Below are 25,739 nucleotides of genomic sequence, written 5' to 3'. Positions count from 1 at the left end.
TGATTTATCTGCTTGCCGTAAGGTTCCACCGATGAGTCCGACATCCGTAGCCGTCCACGGTAGCGGCCTGACCTGCGAGGTCGTAGCGGCAGTCGCCCGAGAGGGCGTCTTTGTTACAGTTCCGCCACAAGCGGTGGAGCGGGCCCGGCAGGCCTGGGAGGTCGCCCGCGAGGTCGCGGACCGTCAGGCCGTCTATGGCCGGACCACGGGCGTCGGCGCCAACCGCAACGTCACGATCGAGGACGACGACGCCCACGGCCTGCGTCTTCTGCGCAGCCACGCCGGTGGAGCCGGGCCGCTGCTCGCCTCCGAGACCGTCCGCGCGATGCTCGTCGTGCGCCTCAACCAGATCGCCGCCGGGGGCTCCGGCGTCGACCCGGAGGTGCTCGGCACGCTCGCCGAGGTGGTCAACCGCTGGCTGATCCCGCCGATCCCGGTGTACGGCGCGATCGGCACCGGCGACCTGACCGCGCTCGCCGCGACCGCGCTCTGCCTGATCGGCGAGCGCCCCTGGCAGGGCGGCGCGGGCGGCCCGCGCTTCTCCCTGCGGCCCACGGACGCGCTGGCCTTCATCAGCTCGAACGCCGCGACCCTCGGCGAGGCCGCGCTGGCCGTCCGGGACGTGACCGAGCTGCTGCGCGCCTCGATCCCGGTGGCCGCGCTGTCGCTGCTGGCCGTGCGCGGCTCCGCCGAGCCCTTCGCCGCACCCGTGCACGAGGCGTGCCCGCATCCCGGGCAGCGCCGGGTCGCCGAGGCGGTCCGCGGCCTGCTGCCCGAGGAGGTCACCCCCGCGCGCATCCAGGACCCGTACGGCTACCGGGCGTTCCCCCAGGTGCACGGGCCGGCCGTGGACGTCGCCGAGCAGGCCGAGGGGATCGTCACCCGGGAGATCAACGCGGCGGCCGAGAACCCGCTCGTCGACGTCGTGAACCGTACGGTCTGGCACAACGGCAACTTCCACACCGCATCGGTGGGCCTGGCGCTCGACTCCGTCCGCGCGGCGCTGTTCCAGACGGCGGCGCTGTCGGCGGCCCGGCTCGGCACGCTGGTGGAGCCGTCCTTCACCGGGCTCGAGGCGTTCCAGGCGGCGCCGGGAGAGCCCGGCTCGGGGATCATGATCCTGGAGTACGTCGCGCACTCGGCCATCGCCGACATCCGGCGGCTGGCCTCCCCCGCGGCGCTCGGCAGCGCCGTGCTGTCGCGGGGCGTCGAGGAGCACGCGGGCTTCGCCACCCAGTCGGCGCGCGCCACCACCGATGTCGTCACGGCCTACCGGACGGCGCTGGCCTGCGAGCTCGTCGCGGCGGTGCGGGCGCTGCGGATGCAGGGCCGCACGCCACCGGCCCGGCTCGGCGAGGTGTACGCCCAGGCCGCCGACGCGCTGGACCCCGCCGTCGAGGACCGGCCGCTCGACACCGACATCGCCGCCGCCGCGGACCTGCTCCCCCGGATCGCGGCGTACGGCGCCTACTGAGAAGGACATTTGCCGGTGGACTCCCGGGGGAGGAGGCTGGGCTCGCAGACGATGCGGCGGCGGCGCGGCTTGCCCTCGATGCCGCCGACGATCACCCGGACCGCCGAGTGCACGATGTCCTCGATGTCCCAGTCGACGCTGGTCAGCGGCGGGGTGAGCAGCGCGGACATCGGGTGGTTGTCGAAGCCGGCGACCGACACGTCACCGGGCACGCTGAGGCCCAGCTCGCGGGTGGCGGCGTAGACGCCGTAGGCGATCGAGTCGGAGAAGCAGAACAGCGCGCTCGGCGGGTCCGGCCGGCCGAGCACGGCCAGGGCCGTCTCGGTGGCGCTGTGCAGCGCCTGCGGCGAGGTCACCACGTCCACCCTGATGCCGATCCGCTCGGCCTCGGCGTTGACGTGCACGTCGGCGGGGCGGTCGGGCGTGCTGGCGCGCGTGGGGGTGAGCACGGCGACGTGCCGGTGCCCGAGCTGGTGCAGGTGCTCCAGCGCGAGCGTGACGCCGGCGCGGTTGTCGAACACCACCTCGCCGTAGGCGTGCCCGCCGCGCAGCGAGTCGCCGATCGACACGATCGGCAGGCTCTCCCCCAGCTCGGCCCACACGTCGCCGGCCGGGTCCACCGGCTGCACGATCAGCCCGTCGACGCGCTGGTCGCGCAGCTGCCGCGCGAGCATGGCCTCCCGCTCGGGGTCGCCGGCCGCGTCGAGGATGATGGCGTAGCGGTCGCGGGCGAACAGCGCGCGGCCGATGCCGACCGCGAGCGACTGCTGCCAGAGGTCCTCGAGGGAGCCGCACAGCAGGCCGACCATGCCGGTCCGCCCGCTGGCGAGGGCACGGGCGATGGGATGCGCCTCGTACCCCAGCTCGGCGGCGGCCTGCCGGACCCGCTGCTGCGTCTCCTCCGACGTCTGGATGCCCCGCAGCGCGTACGAGACGGCGGCGGGCGACAGCCCCGTCGCCTTCGCCACTTCGCGGATGGTCGCTCGCTTCCGTTGCTGCGCCACGGCTCCAACCCTATAGAGCGGGTCTGACAAGACTCAGCGAGAAATCACCATCCTCGTCCGTCCACCACCGGTCGACCGTGAGTCCCGCGGCCCCGGCCTCGGCCTCGATCCGGTCCCGGCGGAACTTCGCCGAGATCTCCGTGCGCATCTCCTCGCCCGCCTCGAACTCCACCTTCAGGTCCACGGCCGGAACGTGAACGACCTGCGGCTCGGTCGACCGCAGCCGCATCTCGATCCACTCGTCGCCGGCGTTCCAGACGGCCACGTGCTCGAAGCGCTCGGGCACAAAGTCGGCGCCGAGCTCGCGGTTGATGACGTTCAGGACGTTCCGGTTGAACTCCGCCGTGACCCCGCGCGCGTCGTCGTAGGCGCGGACGAGGCGGCCCTCGTCCTTCACCAGGTCCGCGCCGAGCAGCAGGGCGTCGCCGTCGTTCATCGTGGCGCGCAGCGCGCTGAGGAACGACACCCGCTCGGCCGGGGTCATGTTGCCGATCGTGCCGCCGAGGAACACGATCAGGCGGCGCTCACCGCCGGGCAGCAGGGCCAGGTGCCGCTCGTAGTCGGCCACGGCCGGCCGCACCGTCAGGTCCGGGTGGTCCGCGGCGATCCGCTCGGCGGCGTGCGCGAGGAAGTCCCCGCTGACGTCGACCGGAACATAGGTTCGCAGTGTGCCGCCCAGCGCGTCGAGCAGCACCCGGGTCTTCTCCCCCGAGCCCGCGCCCAGCTCCACGAGGGTGACGGCGCCGGTCGCCTCGGCGATCTCGCCCGCCCGGCCGGCGAGGATCTCGCGTTCGCGGCGGGTCGGGTAGTACTCCTCCAGCCGGGTGATCTCCTCGAACAGCTCGCTGCCGCGCTCGTCGTAGAACCACTTGGCGGGCAGCGTCTTCGGCCGCGCGCTCAGGCCGTCGGCGACGTCCCGGCGCAGCGCCTTGCCGAGATCGTCCGGGGTGAGAAAGCGATCCACGTATGCCTCCCGATGTTCTTCCGTCTTCCGCTTCCGTGGGCTCGGGCCCGTCACAGTGGGCTCACCCGTACCCCGTGCTGATCGACCGTCACCAGTGAGCGGTCGGGGACCTCCTCCCAGTCCGGCGCCTCGTCGTACGGCTCGGAGGCGATGACGACATCCTCGCCCCGGCGGACGTACAGCGTGTCGCCCCATCGCGTCGCGGCCAGCGACCGCCCGTCGGCGGCGAGGAGGTTGTACCGGCCCGGCGCGAGCGCGGCGACGGCCCCGACGGCGTAGGCGAGCCCGTCCGCGAGGTCGCCCCCGGCCCGCCAGCGCCCGGCGGCCAGCGCGAACAGCAGCGCCGAGTCGACGGGGGCGCGGGCGTCCGGGATCGGCGCGAGATCGCCGGCGAGCTCCCGCAGCTTGGCCTCGACGCCCGGGAACCCCTCGACCGCGCCGTTGTGGCTGAACAGGCGCTCGAAGTCGGTGAACGGCTGGGCGCACGACTCGTCCACCGGGAAGCCGGGCGTCGCGGAGCGGACGGCGGCGACCGCGCACGTGCTGCGGACGACCTCGGCGACGTCGGCGAAGGACAGGTCCGTCCAGATCGGCTGGGACCGCCGGTACCGGACGGGCCGGGCGCGGGACGGGTCGTACCAGCCCGCGCCGAACCCGTCGGCGTTGATGAGGCAGTTGGCGTTCATGCGCGGCGCGTACGACTGCCGTTCCAGGGAGTGGTCCGGGGCGAACAGCAGCTCGTGCAGGGTGCGCGGCGTTCCGAGGTAGGCGATGTGGCGGCACATCAGGCGGCGTCCCTCGCGCAGCGGAACCCGGCGAAGATCTGCCGGCGGATCGGATAGTCCCAGTTGCGGAAGGTCGTACGGCACGCCAGCGGGTGCGTCGCCCAGGAGCCGCCGCGCAGCACCTTGTAGTCGGTGCCGAAGAACACCTCGGAGTACTCCTTGTAGGGGAACGCCCGGAAGCCGGGATACCCGTGGAAGTCGCTCGACGTCCACTCCCACACGTCGCCGAGCAGCTGCCGGACGCCGTACGCCGACGCGCCCTCGGGGTAGGAGCCGACCGGCGCGGGCCGCATCATCCGCTGCCCGAGGTTCGCGTGCTCGCCGGAGTCGCCCCAGGGCAGGCGGCGCTTGCGGCGTGCGTCCGGGTCCCAGCTCGCCGCCTTCTCCCACTCGGCCTCGGTGGGCAGCCGTTTGCCCGCCCAGCGGGCGTAGGCGTCGGCCTCGTACCAGCAGACGTGCTGCACCGGCTCGTCGAACGGCACCGGCTCGACCCGGCCGAACCGCCGCCGCAGCCACTGCCCGTTCTCGCGCTTCCAGAAGGCGGGCGACCGCTTGCCCGTCCGCGTGCGCCACTCCCAGCCGTCGGGGTGCCACCAGCGCGGGTCGTCGTACCCGCCGTCGTCCATGAACGCCAGGTACGCGGCGTTCGACACCGGTGTGACGTCGATGAAGAAGGCGGGCAGGTCGACCGTGTGGGCGCCGCGCTCGTTGTCGTACGCCCACGGGTCGTCGGAGGTGCCCATGACGAACGGGCCCGCCTCGACCAGCACCTCGTGCCCGGCCAGGGCCGGGGCGCCGGCGGGAACGTCGTCCGGCGAGGGGTCGAGCAGCGTCGGGCCGCTCCTGCGGAGCTGGTGGGTGGCGAGCATCGTCTCGTCGTGCTGGTGCTCGTGCTGGATGACCATCCCGTACACGAAGCCGCCCGCCGCGAGCGGCCCGGTCAGCGGCACCTTCTCCAGCGAGTCGAGCACCTTGGCCCGTACGGTGTCGATGTACGCGCGGCTCTCGGCCGGGGTGAGCAGCGGGAGCTTCGGGCGCTCGGCCCGTGGGTGCTCGAAGGCGTCGTACAGGTCGTCGATCTCCGGGCGCATCGCCTCCTGGCCCGCGGCGGCGCGCAGCAGCCACAGCTCCTCGTAGTTGCCGATGTGCGCCAGGTCCCAGACCAGGGGCGACATCAGCGGCGATACCTGCACCATCAGGTCCGGTTCCTCGAGCGCCTCCAGGGTGAGGCCGACGCTCCGGTCGCGGGCGGCCATCAGCTCCGTCGCGATCCGTTCCTTCAGGTCCACGTGGGTTCCTCCTCGGTGGCCGTGGCGGGCGATCCCGCGTCCGGCACGGCCGTGAACATCTCGGGTCTCGGGGGCATCGGGACGTGGCCCGGTCGCTCGTCCGCCGGGCAGCGTCCGCGTTCGACGAAACGGCCGGCGTAGGCGTCGACCAGGGGGACGAGCGCGTCGCCGCCCAGCCGGGGCAGGGCGTCCAGCGCGGCGGCGAAACAGCGGCGCGCGGCGCGGGCCAGCACCGGGTCGGTGAGGGCGTCGCGCGCGGCCTGGCGCCAGCGGTCCCGCGCGGGTTCGGCGGCCTCGGCGGCGAGGTCGGCCGCGACCGGATCATCGAGCAGCGCGGCCGCGACGGCGACCGGCACCGGCCAGTACGGCGGGGGCAGCGCGTCGATCATCCGCAGTTCGAGCCAGCCCTGCGGCCGGACGGGCGGGAACAGCGTCGACAGGTGGTAGGCGAGGTCCCCGAGGTCGGGGCGGCCCGTCGCCATCCACTCCCGGAACGTCAGTCCCGGCGCCGCCCGCCAGCCGTCGCGGATCAGCATGACCTGCGCGTCGAGGGCGTATCGGACCCAGGCCTCGACGGGGTCGTCGCCGCCGACCGCCGCCGTACGCCCTGGGTCGAGCGTCTCCCAGACCACCTGCCGCCGGGACCGTACGGACGGTCCGGGCGAGTTGGCGAAGGCCGCGGCCAGCACCGGCCCGAGCGCGTGGGCGAGCCGCCAGCGCCGGGCGGCGTCCGCGCCGTCCGCGCCGATGTCGAGGCAGACCTGGAGGGAGGCGGTGCCGCACATCATCCGCAGGCCGTGGTCGCCGAAGTACTCGCGCATGCGCCGGTAGCGTTCCGCCGTCGCCTGGAACACGGTCGGCCGCAGGTCGGCGCCGCGGCCGTCGAGGCACAGGTCCTCTTTGGCCAGGTGCGCGGTGACGTGCGCGATGTCGCGGGCGATGGCGGCGTGCGCCGCGGCGGGGCCCCGGCGCGGGGGCGAGCTGAGCTCGAGCTGGCCGCCGGGTTCGTACGTGACGCGGCTCCCGGCGGGCGGCGGCCCGGCCGCCTCCATCACCGCCCGGACGCGCGACACCGGAACGCTCCGCGAGGGGGTGTTCCGGTCGATCACGAACCACTCGGTCTCGATCCCGACCAGGCCGGGCGGACCGGTCTTGAAACAGACGCCGTTGACGTGTTCGTAGACCTCGTCGATGGTCAGTCGGCTCACGCGGCACCTCCGATCGGGCGAACGATCGAAGGTCCTTCCCTACTGAACCGCATCAATAATCCGAAAAACACCTTTCGTTGGATAAAGCGAGAGATGTCCGTGTGGTGACCGGGGCGGGTGTGAACCGTTCCACTGAACCGCTACACTGATACGGTTCAGTGAACCGGTTCAGGGTTCCTGACCTGGGAGTAAGGAGCGGTCGCGTGCAGATCGACGTGCATCAGCACCTCTGGGGCCCGGCCTTCCTCGACGCCCTCCGTCGGCGCACGGCGACTCCCCGGCTCGACGGCTGGACGCTCCTCCTCGCGGGCGAGGCCCCGTACGACGTCGACCCCGCCGACCACGACCCCCGGCGCCGCGCCGACGAGGCCGCGCAGGACGGCGTCGGCCTCGTGCTGACCTCGCTGTCCGCCCCCCTGGGCGTGGAGTCACTGCCGCCCGACCAGGCCGCTCCCCTCCTCGACGCCTACCACGCGGACGCGCTCGCGCTGCCCGAGCCGTTCCGCGCATGGGCCGCCGCCGGCCTGGCCGAGAACGACGCGCCCGCCCTCGCCCGGCTCCTCGACCAGGGCCTCGTCGGCCTGCAGCTGCCCGCGACCGCGCTGCTCGACGCGGCCGGCTACGAGCGCTGCGCGCCCCTCCTCACCGTGCTGGAGGAGCGTGGGCTGCCGCTGTTCGTCCACCCCGGCCCGGCCCCCGCCGCGGACGGCCCGGCGTGGTGGCCCGCACTCGTGCCGTACGTCCACCAGATGCACGCCGCCTGGTACGCCTTCCGCGCGTTCGGCCGGCCGCGCCATCCCGGCCTCCGCGTCTGTTTCGCGCTGCTGGCCGGGCTCGCGCCCCTGCACGGCGAGCGGTTCGCCGCGCGCGGTGGCGGACGCGGCCTGGTCGACCCCAACGCCTACGTCGAGACGTCCTCGTACGGACCGCGCGCCGTCGACGCCACCGTCCGGGCGATCGGCATCGACACGATCGTGAGCGGCTCCGACCGCCCGTACGCCCGTATCCCCCGCGACTTCGGCGTCGGCGACGCCGCCGAGCACGCCATCCGCGTGGCCAACCCGCACCGGCTCCTCACTGGAAAGGACTGACCCCCCGTGGCCCTTGAGTCCCTGCCCGACCGAAGCCTCGACCGGCACGAGCTCCGCCGGCTCGTCGACGACCTGGCCGCCCGCCCCGAGGAGTGGCGCGAGCTGGTCGACTTCCCCGACGGCCACCGCCACTACGTGTCACTGCACCGGGACGAGTACGTCGACGTGTGGCTGCTGTGCTGGACCCCGGAGAGCGACACGGGCTGGCACGACCACGACATCTCCTCCGGCGCGGTCGCGGTCGTCGACGGCGTCCTCATGGAGTGCAACCCCCGGATCGGCGGCGAGCACGTCGAGGTGGAGGTCGAGACCGGCACGTCGTTCTGCTTCGGCCCCGAGCACATCCACCGCCTGGTCGGGGTGGCGGACCGTAGCGTGTCCATCCACGCCTACTCGCCCCCGCTCTGGCGCATGGGGCAGTACTCCATCGACGACGGCGGCGTCATGCGCCGCGTCTCGGTCAGCTACGCCGACGAGCTCCGCCCGCTGGACCCCGCCGCCTGAACGCCGGGTAAAACCCTCTGGCGTCGATTTTTGCCGCACTGGTAGCTTGCTCTTTACTTGTAGTGACGATGAGCCCAGCGGTGAAACGGAGTCGAAGGGTGTCCCTGACGGAGGCGCTGCGCGCCGGCGAGCCGGAGGTCTTCGGCCTGCTCTACGACGAGCACGGTCCGCGGATCCACGCCTACTGCCACCGCATGGTCGGTGACGAGGCCGCCGACGCCGCGCGGGACGCCTTCGCCGCAGCCGCCCGCCACCGCGCCGGAGCCCCGTCCGACGACGACGCGCTCCCCCTCTGGCTGCACGCGCTGGCGCGGGCGGAGGTGCTGCGGCGCGGCGCCCTGGCGCGCGCCGTCGCGGCGGACCCGATGGCGCCCCCGCTGGAGCGCGCCCTGGCCCGGCTGCGCCCCGAGCATCGCGACGCGCTGGCGCTGGCCGACGCGCTTGACGTCGAGGGGCTCGCGCGGATCACCGGGGTGGCGGACGACACCGCCGAGCTGTTGGTCCGCATGGCGGGCCGCCGGCTCGAACAGGCCGTCGTCACCGTGCTCGAGGCCGGCGCCGAGGCGGACGACGAGCTGCTGACGGCGCTCGCGAAGGGCCGCCTGCCCGCACTCGTGAGCCGCCGGGTGCCCGGGCCGCCCGCGTCGCTGCGGGAGGACGTGGTCGCCGCCTGCGCCGCCGCCGAGTGGGCGACCGCCGGCGTGCCGCTGTCCGACGCCGACGGGCTGCCCCTCTCGATCGAGGGCGTGCTCGGCACGGCCGACGCGGTGACCGGGCACCACCCGAGGCACGCCCGGCCCGAGACCGCGGCGGCCGCCCGCCACCGGCGCCGGCCGCACCGGCGCAACGCCCTGCTCACCGAGACGCTCACCCTGGCCGCCTGCGCCGCTGCGGTCGTCGGCGCGATCCTGGTCTGGCCGGCCGGTCCGGGCCAGGGGGTCTCCCACGTCGGCGACAACAGCCGGCTGATGCGGCACGCCACGCCCACGAGCCGTCCGTCGTCGCCCGGCGACGCCGGGGCGCTGGGCGACGGGTCCTCGCGCGTCGGCGGTTCGGGGACCGCGCCGAAGACCGCCGCCGCGTCTCCGTCGGCCTCGGCCACCCGCGCGTCGTCCTCGCCGACGCCGACGGCGAGCCGCCCGCCCGCCTCCCCGGCGAGCCCGACGCCGTCCGGCACCCCGACGCCGTCGCCGACCACCTCAGCGCCGACGCCCACACCCACACCCACACCGAGCCTGTCGGCGCTCCCCCTCCCGGTGCCGGTCGGCGGAAGCCCGACCGCGACCCCGACGCCGAAGACCTCCTGAGGAGACTCCGGCGCCGCGACCCGGAGGCCGGGGACCTCGGCCAGGGTGGCGGTCAGCCGGTCTTCGATCCCGCCGGCGGCTGAGCCGAACGACGCGGTACGGAGCCGGGCGGACCTGGGCCGGCCGGCCGCGCCCACGGCACGGCCGCGTCCTGCGCGACCACATCCGGTCGCCGTCGGCTCGCGCCTCCCCATCCCGGACCTTTGCCGGCGGCCCGTACGTTCGAAGATCGACAACGTCTTCGCAGCCATCGAGGTCACCGTGAACGAACCGAAGATCGACAAGGATGTGCCGCACCCGGCGCGCGTCTGGAACTACCTCCTCGGAGGCAAGGACAACTACCCGGCCGACAGAGAGGCCGGCGACCAGGCCGTGCAGGTGCTGCCGGAGGTGGTCCGGCTGGCCCGCGAGTCCCGCCAGTACCTCAACCGCGCCGTCTCCTACCTGGTCGAGGAGGCCGGAGTCCGGCAGTTCATGGACATCGGCACCGGGCTGCCCACGGCCGACAACACCCACGAGGTCGCTCAGCGCTCCGCGCCCGAGACCCGCGTCGTCTACGTGGACAACGATCCCCTGGTCCTGACCTACGCCCAGGCGCTGCTGACCTCGACCGCGGAGGGGGCCACCGACTACGTCCATGCGGACCTTCGGGAACCCGACGCGATCCTGGACCAGGCCGCTCGGGCCCTGGACTTCGAGCGGCCGATCGCGCTGATGCTCATGGGCATCACCGAGTTCCTCCCCGACGACCGGGAGGCGTACGACATCGTCGACCGGTTGGTGGCGGCGCTGCCGGCCGGGTCGTACCTGGCGCTGTACGCGACGACGAACGTGGTGCACGGCGAGCGCACCGATCAGGCCATACGGATGTGGAACCAGGTCGAGGGCACCACGCCCATGACGGCCCGGTCGGTGGCACAGATCGCCAGGTTCTTCCGCGGGCTGGAGCTGGTGGAGCCGGGCCTGGTCGAGATCACCCGGTGGCGGCCCGTGCACCCCGACCTGACCGGCGAGCCGGTCGACGGCTACGCGGGCGTGGGGCGTAAGCCATGATGCCCACCGCGGCCCGGGAGGGCCGCGGATCGCCGGTCAGACCTCGCTGAGGACGCGTCGCCGCGGAACACCGGCGGCTGTGCCGGGGCCGTCCTGGCCCGTCCGCGAGCGCTCGCGCCGCACGAAGATCAGGCCGAGGGCGGCGCCGACGAGCATGGCGACGAGGTGCCCGACCGCGGCCACGCCCAGCCGGTCCAGGCCGCTGAACAGGTGCGGAGCGAGGAAGGCCAGGGCCACCCCGGCACCGATGCGCCACCAGCGGCTCGGCACGCGGTCGAAGAGCCGGTGGCCGTGCCGGGCGGTGCGCACGAGCGGCTCGGCGCCGTACAGCATCGTGGCGACGAGGGCCGAGGCGATGACGTAGGACGGGCCGACGTCGTCGATGTACCGCAGGGAGGCGGGCATGGCGCCGGCCGAGATCCGCCAGGCGAGCAGGCCCTCGCTGATGAGCGTTCCGATGACCTGGGCGGCGCCGACCAGCACGAGGGTCCGGACGTTGCCGAAGCGGTGCGCCACGGGGAAGAGTCCGATCACCGCCAGGACCACCCACATCCACGGCACGGCCTGGGCCACGAACGCCGAGGCGACCATGGTGCCGACGGGGTCGGTCCTCAGGTTGACCAGGTTCGTGGCCGTCGTGGCGACGACCGAGCGCTGCTGGGCCGGCCCCAGGCCGTACGCGTACACGGCCGAGACGGCGCAGAACGCCAGGATGAACACCATGGGCAGGGGGAAGCGCCTGAGGAACGAATGCACGCGGGAAAGCGTAGGGGCTGTTTCTGAGAGCTCCATGACATCCGGACGATCGTCAGCCCGGTCTTACCCCGGGGACAGGCGACCGTCCCGTCGCGTGAGTCAATCTCGGGCGTTCTGAGCGACCGCGCTCCAACCGTGTTCGAGCAGCTCGAAGGCACAGGCGATGGCGGTGTCGGCGTCGGCGCTCCCGCCGGGGAGGTAGCGGGTCTCCAGGGCGAAGTGGGCCAGTGCCCGGCAGGTCGGGTCGTCGGCGGGCGCGCCGATCTCCTCGGCGATCGCCCGGGCCAGGGCGGTCTCGTGGCGCATCCACATGCGGCGCTCGTACTCGCGCAGCTCGGGGGTGTTCTCGACGAGTTCGACGAACCGGGTGAAGCTCACGCCGGCGTCGCCGCCCTTGACCCGCCGGGAGCGCCGGACGTAGTCGCGCAGGGCGGCGGGGATCGACGTTCCCTCGGGGCGTTCGCGCACGGCGGCGATCAGGGCGGCCTCCAGCTCGGCGTCCTCGTCGAAGACGAGCGCCTCCTTGCCGGGGAAGTGCTTGAACAGCGTGGTCGTGGAGACGTCGGCGGCCTCGGCGATGTCCCGGATGCCGACCTGGTCGTAGCCGCGCTCGAGGAAGAGGCGCAGCGCGGCGTCCGCCAGGGCCTGGCGGGTGGCGGCCTTCTTACGCTCGCGCCGGCCGAGTGGCGCACGCTCCGTCGTCGCGTCGGTCATGCCGCCGATCCTACTCTTCCAGTTGACCAAGGCAAAATGTTTAACGATTGCACTTATTAATCGAGTGTGCTTTGATGGAACGCCTTGCTGACCGTCGGCGCGGCCCTCCTGGCCACCATGGACACCGGCACGTCCCGCCTTGTCACCTGCTCCTACATGCTGCTGATCGGCCTCGGACTCGGCTGCCTGATGCAGATGGCCACCACGATCGCGCAGAACAGCGTCGAGATGCGCGACATGGGCGCCGCCATGTCGTCGACCCAGTTGTTCCGCACGCTCGGCGGCTCTCTCGCGGTCGCGGCGTTCGGATCGATGTTCACCCGCGTGATCCGGCACACCTGCCCGGCGCCACCGGCTCCGGAACACCGGCCACGCTGTCCGCCACGGCCCGGGCCGCCTACGCGGACGGGGTCGCCGACGCCACCGGGCAGATCTTCCTGGTGATCGCGGTACTGTGCGCCGCCGCGTTCGCCCTCGCCATCGGCGTCAAGGAGGTCCCCCTGAAGAAGGCCGGCCCGCCCCGGCCGGCGCCTCGTACGGTCCGTACGGGCGAGGCTCTCAGAGAATCTTCGATCCGCCGCGTAATCCGCTGACGCCTTCTTCGACTTCTTGGCGTTCGTGTCCCGAGAAGAGAGGAGGTGGCGTGGACGAGCAAGAGGCCCGATTCACCCGCCTCTATGAGACGTACTACCGCAATGTCTTCGGCTACGTCGTGCTGCGGGTCGCGCCCCAGGCGGCCGATGACGTCACCAACGAGGTGTTCACGGTCGCGTGGCGCAAGATTGACGAGATCCCCGAGCGGGCACTGCCGTGGCTGCTGGCCGTGGCCAGGAACCTGGCCCGCCAGTCCCATGGTGCCGCTGGTCAGACGCGCCGCCTGGTCGACCGGATGGCCGGCCTGACCACCGACGCGGACCTGCACGCCTGGGATGCCGCCGACCACGTCATCGCCCGCGACCATGCGCTGGCGGCCCTCCGCACCCTGTCCCCCAAGGAGGCCGAAGCGGTCACCCTGACCGCCTGGCACGGCCTCGATCCGGCCGACGCGGCCCGGGTCGCCGGCTGCTCCCGCGCCACCTTCACCGTCCGGCTGCATCGGGGGCGCCGCCGACTGGCCAGGGCACTGGGTGCATCCCATGACCTCGGCGCGGAGGCGCCCGCACGCGCCCCGCGCACCCGAGTAATCCAGGAGAAGCCGTGAAGCAGAACGACGTCGATACTGTGATCAGCGCTCTGAAGCCCGCGATGGTCGACGAACTCGCCGACGCGGCGTACGCGCGCCGCCCCGACGCGAGCCTGATTCGTGCGCGCACCGGCCCCGTGAGCCGGGCTCTGGTCCCGGGACGGCGCCCGGTCCGGCGGCTGGCCTTCGCCACCGGCGCAACCGCGGTGGTGGCGGCCACGGCGATGCTGGCGACGGGCGTCCTGTCCGGGGGTCACGACGGCGGCACCGCGTCGAACGGGGCTTCCGGCCGGAAGGGAGCGATCGACACCCGGACGTTCCTGCTGGCCAGCGCGGACACGGTCGCCAAAGAGCCCACCACCGTGGGGACCTGCTGGTACTCCCGGACTCGCATGTGGCAGGACCTGATGCCCTACAAGCCCGGTCCGGGCAACCCGATCCCCCAGGGCAAGCGCCAGATGTTCCAGGCGCAGACGGCCAGCAGCAGCGAGGACTGGACGTGCACCACACCGGGCGGGACCGGCATGCGGTTCCGTAACCGCGGCCCCCTGGACATCAAGGTCACCTTCCCCACCAAGAAGGATGAGGCGGCATGGAAGGCGGCGGGCTCGCCGCCGCTCAGCGTCAACGGCGGCACGACGGCCTCCAAGCCGTCCACGATCACGTATGACAAGCCCACGAACAAGACGTACGGGTACAAGGTCTCGCATCTGGTCAATCCCTCCATCGGCTCGCATGAGATCGAGTGGAAGACCATGCCGACGCTGCCGACGACCAAGAGCAGCCTGGAGACCTACCTGCGGAGGCTGTGGCAGCAGGACCGTACGGGCGGCGCGAATGGCTACGTCGCCCCCGCCGACTTCGGCGTGTACGTCTTCCAGGGCGCCGGAAGCCTGTTCAGCGCGCCGATCAGGCCCGGCACCCGAGCGGCGCTGTACCGGATCCTCGCCGACCACCCCTCCGTCAAGGTCACCGGCCGGATCACGGACCGGCAGGGCAGGTCCGGCGTGGCCATCACCGCCCGAACCACCGACGGTGCGATCGAGCGGCTGGTGGTCGACCCGAAGACCGCCCGGCTCCTCGACGTCGAGTACCTGCCCGGCAACCGCCCCGGCACGCCAGGGGCGCACGGCGTCAGCGAGTATCGGGCCTTCGAACGCCAGGGCTGGGTGAACACCATCGGCGCCATCCCCAACTCCTGACCGGCGCCAAGTCACCCCAACCACGAACCTTCACCAAGGAAAGGCTTTCGCGTGCGTGAAGTAAGAAGGAGAACGATCCGAGCCGCTGCCGGAGGGCTCGCGCTGACGGCCGTGGCGGCGGCCGTACCGGCGACGGCGGCGATCGCCGGAACGAATGCGGCACCGGCCGCGAAGGCCGCGCCGGCTGTGAAGGCCGCGGCATCCCCGAAGTGGCAGCTGTTCGATGTGCCCGTTCAGGGAAAAGTCAGCCTGCTCAGCGTCGCCGCGACGGGAACAGATGACGCGTGGGCCGGCGGGCTTCTCCTCAACCCGCAAAACCCTCCACATCCTCCCGAGACTCCCGGTCTTCGACGGCTCGCCAAAGACCCCTCCCAGGGCTTCCGGCAGCTCGCCAAGGCCGCCTCCGACGAAGATGACGATAACTGCACCTTCGCGAAGGGCATGTTCACCTCCGTCATGCTGCACTGGGACGGGCACAGCTGGCAGCAGACCCCCGTCCCCTCATCCGCCCGCATCAACCACCTCAGCGCCTCCACCCCCAACGACGCATGGGCCTCCACCGACTGCGGCATGCTGCACTGGGACGGCCGAAACTGGACGGCCGTCCCCATCGCCCCGGTCCACGCACAGCAGGTGGGAACCGAGGCCATCAAGGCGATCAGTCCCACCGAAGCGTGGCTCACCGGCTCGACGTACGACAACACGACGCAGGTCACCCGCGCGTTCGTCCAGCGGTGGGACGGCCGAAAGTGGCGGGACGTACCACTGCCCGCACTCGGTGACAACTTCGCGCTAGACAACATGGACGCGCGGAGACCGAACGACGTGTGGGCCGCGGGAACGGTGGACGTGGACAACGACGTCCACCCCGACCCCCTTCTGCTCCTGCACTGGAACGGTCGCACCTGGAAACGGTTCCCCGCCCCGGAGACCGGCGAATGGACGAAATTTCTCATGTCGGTGCGGGCGGTGGCCAAGAACAATGTCTGGATCGCCGGCTGGGGCAAACACGCCCCCGGCATCGAGGAGATCCGCCGCCCGATGCTCCTGCACTGGAACGGCCACAAATGGACCAGCGAGAAGGCTCCGGACGAACGCGGCGAGCTGTACGACGTGGCGGTGAGCCGTGGACAGGCACTGGCCGTCGGCGACACCTTCTCGCCCTCCGAGCCCGACTACACGATGTACGCGCTGCGCCGGACCTCGAGCGGCTGGCAGCACGAGCCGGTCCCGGTCGAAGGAGAGGCAGACCTCTGGGCGCTGGCACCGATTCCCGGCGGCGGCATCTGGAGTGTCGGCACGGCCGGTGATTACCGCCCCGTGATCGCCCGCCGACGGTAGCCGTTCATCCCGGGCCCTCCGGCCACCGCCGGGGTGCCCGGGAGACCGCCGCTCGCCCCCGCGGCCCGTGCCCCTCGTCGATGAGGGTTCTACCGCGAGGACGGCCGGGCCTGGCGGAATCGCCGGACGCGGAGGGAGACCCGGCCGACCGCGGTCGTGACGACGACCGAGCGGAACCTCCCCGGCACCTCCGCGACCCAGAACGCCCCGGCGATCGCCACCGCGGGGGCCTTCAGCACGGACCGCCCTGCGTGGAACTCCACGAGCACCTCACCGCCGGGCGGCAGTTCGCCCCAGGCGACGGACCAGCCCCGGCCGCGTACCGCGCCGCGGATCAGCATGGTGTCGACGCCGCGGGCCACGGCCACGTCGATGAGGCCGTCGCCGGTGTGCACCTCGAGGGCGGGACGCCGGCGGCTGCCGCGGCCGACGCGCAACTCCCAGCCGCTCGCGGGCAACGGTGTGGCGGGGAACGCCATCGCGTGGGACATGGTCGAACTCCGTTCGGGGCGCGGGTACGGGCGGCGGCGGCCGCCCGTACCCGGGTGGGACTCAGATGGCGATGGCGCCTTCGACCGGGGACTCGCCGCGCCGTACGAGGAGGGCGGCGAACGCGGCGACGAGGGCGACCACCGCAGCGACGGTCATCGACGTCTGGAACCCGTCCATGAAGGCGAGGTGGCTGCCGGTGGTGATGGCTTTGGCGACCGGTCCCGGAGCTCCGTGGGGCACCGGGGCGACGCCCTGGGCGATGTAGTCCTTGGCGGTGGTGAGCTGGTGGGCCGCCGGTGCCGGCAGCCCCGCGCCGGTCAGCCGGTCGACGAGGACGTTCCCGACGCGGCTGGACAGGATCGTGCCGAGGACCGAGGTGCCGAGCACGCCGCCGACCTGGAACGCGGTCTGCTGCAGACCGCCCGCGACGCCGGCGAGGTGCGCGGGGGCGTTCGCGACGATCGCCTCAGTGCCCGCGGTGAGAATGAAGCCGAACGCCATTCCCATCATGATGAACCAGGGCCAGATGGTGTTGTACGAGGCGTCGACCCCGATGCGGGACAGCCCGAACAGCGCGCCCGCGGTGAGCACCATGCCGATGGCGAGCGGCACGCGCGGCCCGAACCGCTGCGTCAGCGCGCCGCCCAGCGGCGAGGAGACGATGAAGATCGCGGTCATCGGCAGCATCCGGACACCCGCCTGCACCGGGGACATCCCGTGGACCTGCTGCATGTAGAGGGTGATGAAGAAGATCGTGCCGAACAGGGCGAACGCACCGAGGACGATGAGTCCGGTCGCGGCCGACAGCGACGCCGAGCGGAACAGGCTCATCGGCAGGATCGGGTGGGACGCCCGCAGCTCACGGATGACGAACCCGATGATCAGCACGGCGAACGCGGCGAACGACACCAGCGGCACCACGTCGCCGAAGCCGTACGTCCCGGCCTTGATCAGGCCCCAGACCAGCGCGAACAGTGCGCCGGAGAGCAGGAGGACGCCGGCGAAGTCGAACGAGCCGACGGCTCCCTCGTCGCGGGACTCGCGGATCACCCACAGGCCGACCAGGAGGGCGATCAGGCCGAGCGGCGCGTTGAGGAAGAAGACCGACTCCCAGTTCACGTGCTGGACGAGCAGGCCGCCGACGATCGGGCCACCAGCGATCGAGATGCCGACGGTGGCGCCCCAGATGCCGATCGCGGCGTTGAGCCGTTCCGCGGGGAAGGTGTTGCGCAGGATGGCCAGGCTGGCGGGCTGGAGCAGCGCGCCGGCGAAGCCCTGCACGACCCGCCAGAAGATCACCATGCCGATGCCGCCGGACACGCCGACGAGGACGGAGGCGACGGCGAAGCCGATCACTCCGGCGAGGAAGGTGCGCTTGCGCCCGAAGCGGTCGGCGATCTTACCGGCCGGGATCAGGGTGACGGCCAGCGCGAGCAGGTAGCCGTTGGTGACCCACTGCAGACCGGAAAGGTCGGCGTGCAGGTCCTTGGCGATGGCCGGGTTGGCGATCGACACGACGGTCGCGTCGAGGCCGACCATCATCACGCCGAGCGCGACGGCGAGCAGGGTGAGCCAGGGATGGCCGTGCCCGGCACGGCCAGATCTTTCGTGCGTCCCGGGACGGGACGGAAGCGTCGCTGGGGACGTCATGAACTGCCTCCGAGAGTTCGTGAGGCCTCCAAACTGTCACACGGTGACAGTTGTCGTCAAACGACTTAAGTCTCAACATGACGAGTGTCACTTCGTGAAGGAACTATTGGCCGAACCGTCCAACGTCCGCTACCCTGCGGGCATGGAGGCGACCCCTGCAGTTCAGGCCTGCTCCCCCACGGCCGGTCGCCGTGAGCGTAAGAAGCAGCGCACCCGTGAAGCCTTGGTGGACAGCGCGTTCCGGCTGTTCGCGGAGAAGGGCTTCGAGGCGACGACCGTCGAGGAGATCGCCGACGCGGTCGACGTGTCCTCCCGGACGTTCTTCCGTTACTTCGCGTCCAAGGAGGACGTCCTCCTGACGTTCCAGGACGAGCAGTTCTGCGCGATGACGGAGGCGTACACCGCCCGGCCCGCCGACGAGCCGGTGATCACCGCCCTGCGCCACGCCGCGGTCTCGGTCATCCGCGCCTTCGAGGACGGCGAGTTCGGCTTCGACCCCGAGCGGTTCGGCTGCATTCAGCAGCTCATGGAGACCAGCCCCGCCGTCTTCGGCAGCAGCCTCGAACACGGCCAGAAGAAGCACGCGGAGATGACCCGCCTGGTGGCCGAGCGCATGGGCGTGGACCCCGCCACCGACCTGCGCCCGCACGTGGTCGCGGCCGTCGTCAACGGCGTGTTCCACACGGCGTTCGAGCTGCTCAGCAGCGGCATCGCACGGGCCGAGCGGTTCTCCGACGTGCTGTCGGAGCTCCTGCTGTCCCTGGAGGACGGCATCAACTTCCCCGCCGCCGCGGCCGCGGTGGAGGCCTCCTCGCCGAACTGATCGGCCACGGAGACGCCCCACCGCCCGTACGAGGGCCGGCTCACCCGGCCTCGCCCCGTCGCGTACGGCTCCGTCCTGCCGCGTACGGCCTCATCCGGTCGACACGGCCCATCGCCTGACGGCGAAGCGGCCGCCGTCGCGACGGACCTCGGCCGCGCCGGCTCCGGCGAAGTGCGCCGGCACGACGAGCTCTCCGGTGTCGGCCGCGCGTTCGAGCACCCTGCGTCGGGTCGCCGCCGCCTGCGCGGGGTCCTCGCAGAAGCAGCTGTTGTAGTCGGGTTCGAGGATCTGCACCGGGCTGTGCAGGATGTCGCCGACGAACACGGCGCGGTCCGTGCCGGACGCCACCCGGACGATCGACGAGCCCGGCGTGTGGCCGGGTGCCGGCTCCAGGCTGATGTTCCCGTCGACGCGGTGGCCGTCGCTCCACAGCACGGCCCGGCCGAGAACGGGGACGATGCTGTCGGCGTAGACGAGCCGGCCGCCCTCCCGCCGACGTCTCTCGTGGTCGTCGCGGGGCGCGCGGCGGCGGTGCTCGTTGCGGGGATCGAAGAACTCCTGGTCCACCCGCGGGATCAGATACGTCGCGTTCGGGAAGGTCGGCACCCACTCCCCGTCGCGCAACTCGGTGTTCCAGCCGAGGTGGTCGTAGTGGATGTGCGTGTTGATCACGAGGTCCACGTCCTCGGGTCGTGCGCCCGCCGCGGCCAGCCGGTCGAGGAAGTCGGTCCGCAGATGGTCGAACAGCGGGATCTGGGGCCGGTCCCGGTCGTTGCCCACTCCGGTGTCGACCAGCACGACCTTGCCCTCGCTGCGCAGGACCCAGGTCTGCGCCGCACCGTGGTAGGCGTCGGTCTCCGGGTGCCAGTGATCCGGCGCGAGCCAGGACTCGTTGCGCCGCCAGAGCTCGGCCGGACTGTCCGGGACGATGAACCGCGCGGGCGCTATCTCGCCCTGCCACTCCACCACCTTGGTGACCTCGACGTCACCGATCTGGAAATCACTCATGACACCATGCTCACCACCCGTGATGCGCTTTCCAATGCGCGATACGAGCTTGCGGATGCGTGATCGTCTCATCGATGCGACGTACCATGGCGGCATGGACGTGGTCAGCGACGCGATCGAGACGATGCGCACCGGAAGGCCGGCCTCCAGCCGCCTCAGCGTCGCCTCGCCGTGGCGTTACCGGTTCGCCCCGTACGACGGGGCCGGATTCCACGTGCTGCTGCGTGGATCGGGCTGGCTGATCTCGAAGGGGGCCGAGCCGGTCCCGCTGACCGTGGGCGACGCGGTCCTGGTGCCGCACGGCGCCGCCCACGTGCTGTCGGACTCGCCGAGCGCGGAGGGCGCGGCGCCGTTCGACGGCACGGCCGTCTCCCAGCCCGACGGCCCGGTGGAGTTCCTGTGCGGCAAGTACCGGCTCGACCGGACTCGGGCGCACCCGCTGCTGACCGGCATGCCGGACGTCGTCCACCTCCCCGCCGACCTCGGCCGGCACACCCGGCTGCGCGCCGCCATCGACCTGCTCGGCGCCGAGGTACGGGGCGACGGGCCCGGCCGGGAGACGGTCATCACCGGCCTGCTCGACCTGCTGCTGGTCTACATGCTGCGCGCCTGGCTAGAAGAGAACGCCGAGACCGGGTGGCCCCGCGCGCTCCGCGATCCGGAGATCGCCGCCGCGCTGGAGGCGCTCCACTCACGCCCGGCCGCGCCCTGGCGGATCGAGGACCTGGCCGCACACGTGGGCCTGTCCCGTGCCACTCTGGCCCGGCGGTTCACCGCTCTCACCGGGCAGCCGCCGATGGCGTACCTGACCTGGTGGCGCATGACCACCGCGGCCCGGCTCCTCCGCGCGTCCGAGATGCCGCTCGACGCCATCGCCCGTCAGGTCGGCTACGGCTCCCCGTACGCCTTCTCGCACGCTTTCAAGCGGCAGTTCGGCCTCCCGCCGGGGCTGTACCGCGACCGCGAACCCGCCGGCCGGGAGTCGCCGGCTCCGGCGGTCGAGATCCCGCGCCGCATCATGGCGGGGTCAGCCGTTCGGGTCGATCCACACGGCGATGATGTCGGCCGCACGTGACTCACGGGATGGGGCCTCCCTGATCAGATCTCGGCGCTCTAAGGTCCACGGGTGCGTCTCTATCTGTCCTCCTTCCGCATGGGAGATCATCCGGACCGCCTGCTCGCGCTGCTCCGCGAGCGACCGGCCCATGCCGACGTCGCCGTCATCGCCAACGCCCTGGACGCCCAGGCCGAGCCGGAGCGCTCGGCCGGAGTGCGGCGTGAGGCCGACGAACTGACCCGGCTGGGGCTGCGGCCGGCCGAGGTGGATCTGCGGGACTTCTTCGACCGGCCCGGCGACGTCATCGGCGAGGTCCTGGCCCCTTTCCCGATGATCTGGGTGCGCGGCGGCAACGTGTTCCTGCTGCGCCACGCCATGGCCCGCAGCGGCGCGGACCTCGCGCTGACCGCACTGCTGCGGCGGGACGCGACGGTCTATGCCGGTTACAGTGCCGGCGCCTGCGTCCTCGCGCCGAGCCTGCGCGGCCTGGAGGAGTGCGACGATCCGCAGGTGGTACCCGCCGCCTACGGCGATCCGCTGACCTGGGAGGGCCTGGGCGTCCTCGACCACGCCGTGGTCCCGCACGTCGACTCCCCCGGCCATCCCGAGACGGAGGTCCTGACCGCCGTCGCCGCGCGCTACCGGGCCGAGGGCGTCGCCCACCGCGCCCTGCGCGACGGGCAGGCCCTGGTGATCGACGGTCCGGACGCGCGCGTCTACTGAGGAGCGCGGCGCGAGGTGCCGTTCTCGTCCCGCCAGGTGGGATGGAACCGGAGTATCTCGGCGGTGGCGGCACCGCTCGTGACGAAGGGATCGGAGGCGACCGCCGCCTCGACCGCCGCCCTCTCGCCGTCAGCGATGATCACACCGCCCGTACGAGGCTCCAACGGACCGGCCAGGTGCACCATCCCCTTGGCGAAGACGCCGTCCGGGTTCGCGTAGTGCGCCTCTTTGAGCGCGTCGATCGACTCCAGCGGGGCGTGGTATCTCAGCAGGATCACGTACATGGGTTCAGCAAAGGGCACGGCGCCGCGCCGGCGCCAAGACCGGCCGGTGGCTGCCCTATAGGCTCACGCCTATAACCGCTGATCGCGGCGGGGGTACGAGGGCGGGCACATGGACGAGCTTCCGGGCGTGGAGTTGCGGCACCTGCGCTACTTCGCGGCGGTCGCCGACGCCGGCACGGTCACCGAGGCCGCCCGGCGGCTGCGCATCGCCCAGCCGAGCCTCAGTCAGCAGATCCGGCTGCTGGAGCGGCGCATCGGCACCCCGCTGTTCCGGCGCGTCCCCCAGGGGATGGAGCTGACCGAAGCGGGACGGTTGCTGCGGGACGGCGTCGACCGGATGCTCGGCGAACTGCGCTCGTCCGTCGCGGCCGCGCGAGCCGTCCCGCCCACGGCGAGCGTGGGAGTGTGCCGGGGAGTGCCGCAACCCGTCCTGGCTCGCGCGGAGGGGCTCATGACGCGCGGTGGGCCGCTGCGAATCGCCTACGAGCAGGCCGACTCCCAGCGGCAGGGCGACCTTCTCCGCGCGGGCACGTTGGCCTTCGGCATCCTGCGGACACCGATGGACGAATCGGGCTTGGTCCTGCGCACGATCAATGACGAGCCGCTCGGCATCGTCATGCACGACCGCCATCCCCTCGCGGACCGGCCGGCACTCACCTGGTCGGAGCTGGCCGGCCAGCGGCTGCTGTGGTTCCCGGCCGAGCGCGCCCGTGGCTACGCGGCCGCCGTCCTCACTCGCCTCCGCGAGCACGGCTGGACACCGGAGACCGTTCCAGAGACGCACGGCGGCCACAGCCTGTTCCGCCACGCGCTCCTCGGCCACGACGACCTCGTCGCGCTGCGGACGAGGACCGGCTCGGTCGACGACCCCGACCTCGTCTGGCGTCCGGTCGGACCCGAGCCGCCGCGCGAACGACTGGCCCTGGCCGCGGCCGCCCGCACGACCTGGTCCCGGATGCTGTCGGCCGATGACCGAGCCGAGACGGCGAGGTCGTGAGGGCGTGTGCCGCCGACCGTCCGTCGTGGTTCAGGACTCACCGAAGACCGAGACGCGGGTGCGGTGGTGGCGCGGTGTCCCGATCTCGTCGATCGCCGCCACCGCGAGATCGGCGTACGAGAGGCGGGATTCCGGCGGCGGCGCCGTCTCACCGCCGATCCGGTAGCCGCCCGTCCTGACACCGTCGGCCTCCAGCCGGGCAGGCGGGGTCAGCATCACCCAGTCGACGGTGGTGTCCGCCTCGCGCAGCCGGTCCAGACCGGCCGCGTGCGCGGCCGCGAACGGCCGGAGCCGCTCCGCGAACGGGCGAAACTCGGGCGGGTACGCCTCGGGATCGTCCATCACCAGCCCGCCGCCGGGAGTCTCGAGGGTGGAGAACAGGCCGATCGCGACGAGCCGGGGCACCCCGGCCTCGGCAAGGCCGCTCAGCAGCGCGTCCGCCGCCGTGACGAAGAAGCCGGTGTCGAGTTCGTCCAAGCCATGGTCAGGGCCGGAGAACGGGGTGACCGCCTCGACCACCGCGTCGTGACCTCCGCTGATCGCCGCCACCGCACGAGCGTCGGTGACGTCCCCCGCCACCACCCGCACACCGTCCCCGGCGAGATCGGGGTACCTGCCCGGATCCCGTACGACCGCCGTCACCTGATGCCCCCGGCTCCGCGCCTCGCCGGTGATGGCCCGCCCCGCCCGGCCACCGGCCCCGAAGATGGCGATCCTGCTCATGGCGCCGCTCCCCTTCCCGGCCGCGTACTTCGCCGCCGGAAGAGGACGGTATCCACGGGATACTGGTTACCTCAACGATACCGGGATAGAGTGCGGAGCCATGGCCGAGCCGCTGGACCCGGAGATGTTCGACCCCGTCTGCCCGTCGAGCGCCATGCCGATCCAGATCGGCGACAAGTGGACCGCGATGGTGGTGCTCTGCCTCGAAGACGGCCCGCGCCGGTTCACCGAGCTCCGCGGACCGCTCCGCGGCATCACCCCGAAGGTCCTCACCCAGACCCTGCGCGCCATGGAACGCGACGGCCTGGTCACCCGGACGGCGTACGACGAGAACCCACCACGCGTCGAGTACGAACTGACCGACCTGGGCCGGAGCCTGCTGACCCTCATCGACGCCGCCCGCGCCTGGAGCCGCGACCACCTCCCCGCCCTGCTGGAAGCCCGGGAGAAGCACGAATCAACCCCACGCCCGACGCTGCTCAAACGTTCCGAGCCGTGATCACGCAGCCCGGTCGCCTATGAGGTGACGACGGTCACCTCGACGCAGTCACCACCGTTCCCCCCGCTGTGGCTGCTCTTTCGCCAGATGTCGGCCGTCATGTCCAACGTTCCTCCAGCAGGGCCTACGCAGAGACCACCCTCACGGAGCCGATGACGGTCACCTCGACGCATTGACCGCCATTTCCAGCACTACGACTGCTCTTTCTCCAGATACTGTCGGTCACGTCCACTGTTCCTCCAAGATCCGGCCGATGAGCTCCTTCGACATCCCCACTGGGAGAGCTCTTGACCGGATGTCGTTGTATACCTCCGAGAGTAGGCGAATATCATCCGCTTCGCTCACCGTGATGCCGCGCACGGCGGTTTCTACGTAGGCGAGCTCTGACCGATCCCGCAGAGTTGCTAGGACGAAAGCTCCGGCGGTGTCACCCGGCCGAAGAGGTCCGGGGACTATCTGGACTGATATCCGCGGCGAGGTGATGGCCAACAGGTGTTCTAGCTGGCCCCGCATGGTGTCACGATCACCCACCTCGTTCCGCAGGACGCCTTCGGCGAGTAGAGCTGATATTCGCGGCGGCGGCGGATCCTCGCGCAAGAGGACCGCCTGACGCTTCATTCGAGCAGCCGTCGCGGCCTTGTCGCCGCCCAGCAGGGCTGACGCATAGTCCTCGGTCTGGAGGAGACCGTCCACGACCAGGCACTGGTAGGTGCCGAGGAAGTCGGCGTCGGACTCGACCTCGGGCCAGTCGAACCAGACGGGGAACGCCGCGTCGAGGACGAGCTCGTCCCAGAGGGACGGGAGGGCGCCTCGGGTGTCGAGGATCTCGTCGAGTTTGACGGCGATGGCCCGGTCGCAGCGCGTTTCGCCGCGCTCGATCTTGCCGACGTGGGAGCCGCAGACGGGAACCTTCTCTCCCAGCTGATCCTGCGAGAGCCCCGACATCGAGCGGTACCGCTTCACCTCGGAGCCGAACAGTTCGAGCGTCTTGGGGCGCTTCCTGCCGATCGCCATTCGCCACTCCTCTTCGGTCTCGCGACTCGTCGCAACTCACGTCGCGAGAGTCGGCACGTTCGCCCCTGACTACGACAGTCGTCACCAGCGGCCTCTCTGTCCACAGACCATGTCACCACACGTCATCACGCGAATGCAGGGAGTTTTCCCGAAAGGACGCCGCATGGTCATGACAAGTCCGGACGAATGGGTACCGCTGGCCCGCCTCACTCTTGAATTGCACGCCTGCGCCGAGAATGTGTACTTGGTGCGCAATCTCGTCGATCAGGCCGCCGATTCATGGGGCCTGTCGCAGGAGGTCCGCCACCTCGGCCGCCTCATCCTGACCGAACTCACGACGAACGCCTGCCGGCTCTACCCGGGCAAGGTGATCCACACGTGGGTCGCGACTCCGCGGTACGGCGTCGGCGAGGTCGGCGTATGGGACCCGGACAGCGCCAACCTCCCCAGGATCATCGCCGCCGACGAGGCCGCCGAGACCGGGCGCGGCCTGTTCATCATCAACGAACTCACCGGCGGGCGGCTCGGCTGGTACCCCTCCCAGCGCGCCGGCAAGGTCGTCTGGGCCCGCTTCGGCCCCTGAGCGGCCACGGC

The 25,739-nt window shown here is 71.9% G+C and carries 29 protein-coding genes and 1 pseudogene; 15 read left to right on the top strand and 15 right to left on the bottom strand.

Annotation, left to right across the window (positions count from 1 at the left end; genetic code table 11):
• Positions 1–31: 31 nt before the first annotated feature.
• A complete protein-coding gene (locus NE234_RS00775; protein ID WP_252775825.1) occupies positions 32–1,474 on the top strand; it encodes an aromatic amino acid ammonia-lyase in 1,443 nt (480 codons plus the stop codon).
• Here NE234_RS00775 and NE234_RS00770 read toward each other — a convergent pair.
• From NE234_RS00770 to NE234_RS00750, 5 genes are read right to left on the bottom strand one after another with little or no spacing between them, the layout of a single operon-like run.
• The gene (locus NE234_RS00770) at positions 1,468–2,478 is read right to left on the bottom strand and encodes a LacI family DNA-binding transcriptional regulator (protein WP_252775823.1); all 1,011 of its coding nucleotides are present in this window, start codon (positions 2,476–2,478) and stop codon (positions 1,468–1,470) included. The two genes, NE234_RS00775 and NE234_RS00770, sit on opposite strands and share 7 nt — an antisense overlap.
• A 10-nt stretch (positions 2,479–2,488) precedes the next feature.
• Positions 2,489–3,442 carry an L-histidine N(alpha)-methyltransferase gene (egtD, locus tag NE234_RS00765; RefSeq protein ID WP_252775821.1) on the bottom strand — a complete coding sequence of 318 codons (954 nt, stop codon included), beginning with the start codon at positions 3,440–3,442 and terminating at the stop codon, positions 2,489–2,491.
• A gap of 50 nt (positions 3,443–3,492) precedes the next feature.
• Positions 3,493–4,227 (bottom strand): ergothioneine biosynthesis protein EgtC, encoded by a 735-nt coding sequence (gene egtC / locus NE234_RS00760; protein WP_252775819.1) that lies wholly within the window; start codon positions 4,225–4,227, stop codon positions 3,493–3,495.
• The gene (egtB, locus tag NE234_RS00755) at positions 4,227–5,483 is read right to left on the bottom strand and encodes an ergothioneine biosynthesis protein EgtB (RefSeq protein ID WP_252777398.1); all 1,257 of its coding nucleotides are present in this window, start codon (positions 5,481–5,483) and stop codon (positions 4,227–4,229) included. The genes egtC and egtB overlap by 1 nt, the downstream gene beginning before the upstream one ends.
• A 23-nt stretch (positions 5,484–5,506) precedes the next feature.
• A complete protein-coding gene (locus NE234_RS00750) occupies positions 5,507–6,724 on the bottom strand; it encodes a glutamate-cysteine ligase family protein (RefSeq protein WP_252775817.1) in 1,218 nt (405 codons plus the stop codon).
• Between the two features lie 203 nt (positions 6,725–6,927).
• Between NE234_RS00750 and NE234_RS00745 the strand changes: the two genes are divergently transcribed.
• The 4 genes from NE234_RS00745 to NE234_RS00730 all read left to right on the top strand — a co-directional run bounded on the left by NE234_RS00745 (position 6,928) and on the right by NE234_RS00730 (position 10,679).
• Positions 6,928–7,815, top strand: coding sequence for an amidohydrolase family protein (locus NE234_RS00745; protein ID WP_252775816.1), 888 nt, complete (start codon positions 6,928–6,930; stop codon positions 7,813–7,815).
• A gap of 6 nt (positions 7,816–7,821) precedes the next feature.
• Positions 7,822–8,319: a cysteine dioxygenase gene (locus tag NE234_RS00740; protein ID WP_252775814.1), complete on the top strand. Its 498-nt coding sequence runs from the start codon at positions 7,822–7,824 to the stop codon at positions 8,317–8,319.
• A 98-nt stretch (positions 8,320–8,417) separates the two neighbouring features.
• The gene (locus tag NE234_RS00735; RefSeq protein ID WP_252775812.1) at positions 8,418–9,626 is read left to right on the top strand and encodes a sigma factor; all 1,209 of its coding nucleotides are present in this window, start codon (positions 8,418–8,420) and stop codon (positions 9,624–9,626) included.
• A 261-nt stretch (positions 9,627–9,887) separates the two neighbouring features.
• Complete coding sequence (locus NE234_RS00730) at positions 9,888–10,679, top strand: SAM-dependent methyltransferase (RefSeq protein ID WP_252775811.1); 792 nt, start codon at positions 9,888–9,890, stop codon at positions 10,677–10,679.
• A 36-nt stretch (positions 10,680–10,715) separates the two neighbouring features.
• On the opposite strand, the gene NE234_RS00725 is transcribed toward NE234_RS00730, so the two are convergent.
• Both NE234_RS00725 and NE234_RS00720 read right to left on the bottom strand, forming a co-directional pair.
• A complete protein-coding gene (locus NE234_RS00725) occupies positions 10,716–11,435 on the bottom strand; it encodes a rhomboid-like protein (RefSeq protein ID WP_252775809.1) in 720 nt (239 codons plus the stop codon).
• A 99-nt stretch (positions 11,436–11,534) separates the two neighbouring features.
• Positions 11,535–12,149 (bottom strand): TetR/AcrR family transcriptional regulator, encoded by a 615-nt coding sequence (locus tag NE234_RS00720; protein WP_252775807.1) that lies wholly within the window; start codon positions 12,147–12,149, stop codon positions 11,535–11,537.
• An 84-nt stretch (positions 12,150–12,233) separates the two neighbouring features.
• On the opposite strand from NE234_RS00720, the gene NE234_RS00715 reads away from it, so the two are divergent.
• The 4 genes from NE234_RS00715 to NE234_RS00700 all read left to right on the top strand — a co-directional run bounded on the left by NE234_RS00715 (position 12,234) and on the right by NE234_RS00700 (position 15,875).
• On the top strand, positions 12,234–12,593 hold the full coding sequence (locus NE234_RS00715; protein WP_252775805.1) for an MFS transporter: 360 nt from the start codon (positions 12,234–12,236) through the stop codon (positions 12,591–12,593).
• Positions 12,594–12,792: 199 nt separating this feature from the next.
• Positions 12,793–13,350: an RNA polymerase sigma factor gene (locus NE234_RS00710; protein WP_252775804.1), complete on the top strand. Its 558-nt coding sequence runs from the start codon at positions 12,793–12,795 to the stop codon at positions 13,348–13,350.
• Positions 13,347–14,534, top strand: a complete 1,188-nt coding sequence (locus NE234_RS00705) for a CU044_5270 family protein (RefSeq protein WP_252775802.1) — start codon at positions 13,347–13,349, stop codon at positions 14,532–14,534. The genes NE234_RS00710 and NE234_RS00705 overlap by 4 nt, the downstream gene beginning before the upstream one ends.
• A 51-nt stretch (positions 14,535–14,585) precedes the next feature.
• A complete protein-coding gene (locus tag NE234_RS00700) occupies positions 14,586–15,875 on the top strand; it encodes a hypothetical protein (RefSeq protein ID WP_252775800.1) in 1,290 nt (429 codons plus the stop codon).
• A gap of 89 nt (positions 15,876–15,964) precedes the next feature.
• On the opposite strand, the gene NE234_RS00695 is transcribed toward NE234_RS00700, so the two are convergent.
• Entirely contained in the window at positions 15,965–16,366 is a 402-nt protein-coding gene (locus NE234_RS00695; protein ID WP_252775799.1) for a hypothetical protein, read from the bottom strand.
• 36 nt (positions 16,367–16,402) lie between these two features.
• Positions 16,403–18,017, bottom strand: a pseudogene (locus tag NE234_RS00690) (MFS transporter); the annotation flags it as partial.
• A 94-nt stretch (positions 18,018–18,111) separates the two neighbouring features.
• Here NE234_RS00690 and NE234_RS00685 point away from each other — a divergent pair.
• The gene (locus tag NE234_RS00685) at positions 18,112–18,840 is read left to right on the top strand and encodes a TetR family transcriptional regulator (RefSeq protein WP_252775795.1); all 729 of its coding nucleotides are present in this window, start codon (positions 18,112–18,114) and stop codon (positions 18,838–18,840) included.
• 90 nt (positions 18,841–18,930) lie between these two features.
• On the opposite strand, the gene NE234_RS00680 is transcribed toward NE234_RS00685, so the two are convergent.
• Positions 18,931–19,848, bottom strand: a complete 918-nt coding sequence (locus NE234_RS00680; protein ID WP_252775793.1) for an MBL fold metallo-hydrolase — start codon at positions 19,846–19,848, stop codon at positions 18,931–18,933.
• A 94-nt stretch (positions 19,849–19,942) separates the two neighbouring features.
• Here NE234_RS00680 and NE234_RS00675 point away from each other — a divergent pair, with 94 nt between their 5' ends.
• Together NE234_RS00675 and NE234_RS00670 are read left to right on the top strand one after the other, a co-directional pair.
• On the top strand, positions 19,943–20,923 hold the full coding sequence (locus NE234_RS00675) for an AraC family transcriptional regulator (RefSeq protein WP_252775792.1): 981 nt from the start codon (positions 19,943–19,945) through the stop codon (positions 20,921–20,923).
• Positions 20,924–20,974: 51 nt separating this feature from the next.
• Complete coding sequence (locus tag NE234_RS00670; protein WP_252775790.1) at positions 20,975–21,628, top strand: Type 1 glutamine amidotransferase-like domain-containing protein; 654 nt, start codon at positions 20,975–20,977, stop codon at positions 21,626–21,628.
• Here NE234_RS00670 and NE234_RS00665 read toward each other — a convergent pair.
• Positions 21,622–21,912 carry a YciI family protein gene (locus NE234_RS00665; RefSeq protein ID WP_252775788.1) on the bottom strand — a complete coding sequence of 97 codons (291 nt, stop codon included), beginning with the start codon at positions 21,910–21,912 and terminating at the stop codon, positions 21,622–21,624. The two genes, NE234_RS00670 and NE234_RS00665, sit on opposite strands and share 7 nt — an antisense overlap.
• A 109-nt stretch (positions 21,913–22,021) precedes the next feature.
• On the opposite strand from NE234_RS00665, the gene NE234_RS00660 reads away from it, so the two are divergent.
• The gene (locus tag NE234_RS00660; RefSeq protein WP_252775786.1) at positions 22,022–22,909 is read left to right on the top strand and encodes a LysR family transcriptional regulator; all 888 of its coding nucleotides are present in this window, start codon (positions 22,022–22,024) and stop codon (positions 22,907–22,909) included.
• 30 nt (positions 22,910–22,939) lie between these two features.
• On the opposite strand, the gene NE234_RS00655 is transcribed toward NE234_RS00660, so the two are convergent.
• The gene (locus tag NE234_RS00655) at positions 22,940–23,632 is read right to left on the bottom strand and encodes an NAD(P)-dependent oxidoreductase (RefSeq protein WP_252775784.1); all 693 of its coding nucleotides are present in this window, start codon (positions 23,630–23,632) and stop codon (positions 22,940–22,942) included.
• Between the two features lie 100 nt (positions 23,633–23,732).
• Between NE234_RS00655 and NE234_RS00650 the strand changes: the two genes are divergently transcribed.
• Positions 23,733–24,131 carry a winged helix-turn-helix transcriptional regulator gene (locus NE234_RS00650; protein ID WP_252775782.1) on the top strand — a complete coding sequence of 133 codons (399 nt, stop codon included), beginning with the start codon at positions 23,733–23,735 and terminating at the stop codon, positions 24,129–24,131.
• 17 nt (positions 24,132–24,148) lie between these two features.
• Here the strand turns inward: NE234_RS00650 and NE234_RS45760 are convergent, their stop codons facing one another.
• Genes NE234_RS45760 through NE234_RS00645 form a run of 3 tightly spaced genes read right to left on the bottom strand, consistent with a single transcriptional unit; the run spans position 24,149 to position 25,145 of the window.
• On the bottom strand, positions 24,149–24,232 hold the full coding sequence (locus NE234_RS45760; RefSeq protein WP_406566929.1) for a DUF397 domain-containing protein: 84 nt from the start codon (positions 24,230–24,232) through the stop codon (positions 24,149–24,151).
• 23 nt (positions 24,233–24,255) lie between these two features.
• Complete coding sequence (locus tag NE234_RS45755; RefSeq protein ID WP_406566915.1) at positions 24,256–24,357, bottom strand: DUF397 domain-containing protein; 102 nt, start codon at positions 24,355–24,357, stop codon at positions 24,256–24,258.
• On the bottom strand, positions 24,354–25,145 hold the full coding sequence (locus NE234_RS00645; protein ID WP_252775780.1) for a helix-turn-helix domain-containing protein: 792 nt from the start codon (positions 25,143–25,145) through the stop codon (positions 24,354–24,356). The genes NE234_RS45755 and NE234_RS00645 overlap by 4 nt, the downstream gene beginning before the upstream one ends.
• A gap of 163 nt (positions 25,146–25,308) precedes the next feature.
• Here NE234_RS00645 and NE234_RS00640 point away from each other — a divergent pair, with 163 nt between their 5' ends.
• Entirely contained in the window at positions 25,309–25,728 is a 420-nt protein-coding gene (locus tag NE234_RS00640; RefSeq protein WP_252775778.1) for an ATP-binding protein, read from the top strand.
• The last annotated feature ends 11 nt before the right edge of the window (positions 25,729–25,739 follow it).

Source organism: Actinoallomurus rhizosphaericola, from assembly GCF_024055675.1.
Classification (GTDB): domain Bacteria; phylum Actinomycetota; class Actinomycetes; order Streptosporangiales; family Streptosporangiaceae; genus Actinoallomurus; species Actinoallomurus soli.
This window is presented reverse-complemented; position numbering and strand designations above follow the sequence as displayed.

Bases quoted from the DNA above. Each gene is read 5' to 3' on its own strand.
- NE234_RS00775 (WP_252775825.1), top strand. From the start codon at position 32: ATGAGTCCGACATCCGTAGCCGTCCACGGTAGCGGCCTGACCTGCGAG.
- egtC (WP_252775819.1), bottom strand. From the start codon at position 4,227: ATGTGCCGCCACATCGCCTACCTCGGAACGCCGCGCACCCTGCACGAG.
- egtB (WP_252777398.1), bottom strand. From the start codon at position 5,483: ATGGCCGCCCGCGACCGGAGCGTCGGCCTCACCCTGGAGGCGCTCGAG.
- NE234_RS00720 (WP_252775807.1), bottom strand. From the start codon at position 12,149: ATGACCGACGCGACGACGGAGCGTGCGCCACTCGGCCGGCGCGAGCGT.
- NE234_RS00695 (WP_252775799.1), bottom strand. From the start codon at position 16,366: ATGTCCCACGCGATGGCGTTCCCCGCCACACCGTTGCCCGCGAGCGGC.
- NE234_RS00680 (WP_252775793.1), bottom strand. From the start codon at position 19,848: ATGAGTGATTTCCAGATCGGTGACGTCGAGGTCACCAAGGTGGTGGAG.
- NE234_RS00675 (WP_252775792.1), top strand. From the start codon at position 19,943: ATGGACGTGGTCAGCGACGCGATCGAGACGATGCGCACCGGAAGGCCG.
- NE234_RS00665 (WP_252775788.1), bottom strand. From the start codon at position 21,912: ATGTACGTGATCCTGCTGAGATACCACGCCCCGCTGGAGTCGATCGAC.
- NE234_RS00660 (WP_252775786.1), top strand. From the start codon at position 22,022: ATGGACGAGCTTCCGGGCGTGGAGTTGCGGCACCTGCGCTACTTCGCG.
- NE234_RS00655 (WP_252775784.1), bottom strand. From the start codon at position 23,632: ATGAGCAGGATCGCCATCTTCGGGGCCGGTGGCCGGGCGGGGCGGGCC.
- NE234_RS00650 (WP_252775782.1), top strand. From the start codon at position 23,733: ATGGCCGAGCCGCTGGACCCGGAGATGTTCGACCCCGTCTGCCCGTCG.
- NE234_RS45760 (WP_406566929.1), bottom strand. From the start codon at position 24,232: ATGACGGCCGACATCTGGCGAAAGAGCAGCCACAGCGGGGGGAACGGT.
- NE234_RS00645 (WP_252775780.1), bottom strand. From the start codon at position 25,145: ATGGCGATCGGCAGGAAGCGCCCCAAGACGCTCGAACTGTTCGGCTCC.
- NE234_RS00640 (WP_252775778.1), top strand. From the start codon at position 25,309: ATGGTCATGACAAGTCCGGACGAATGGGTACCGCTGGCCCGCCTCACT.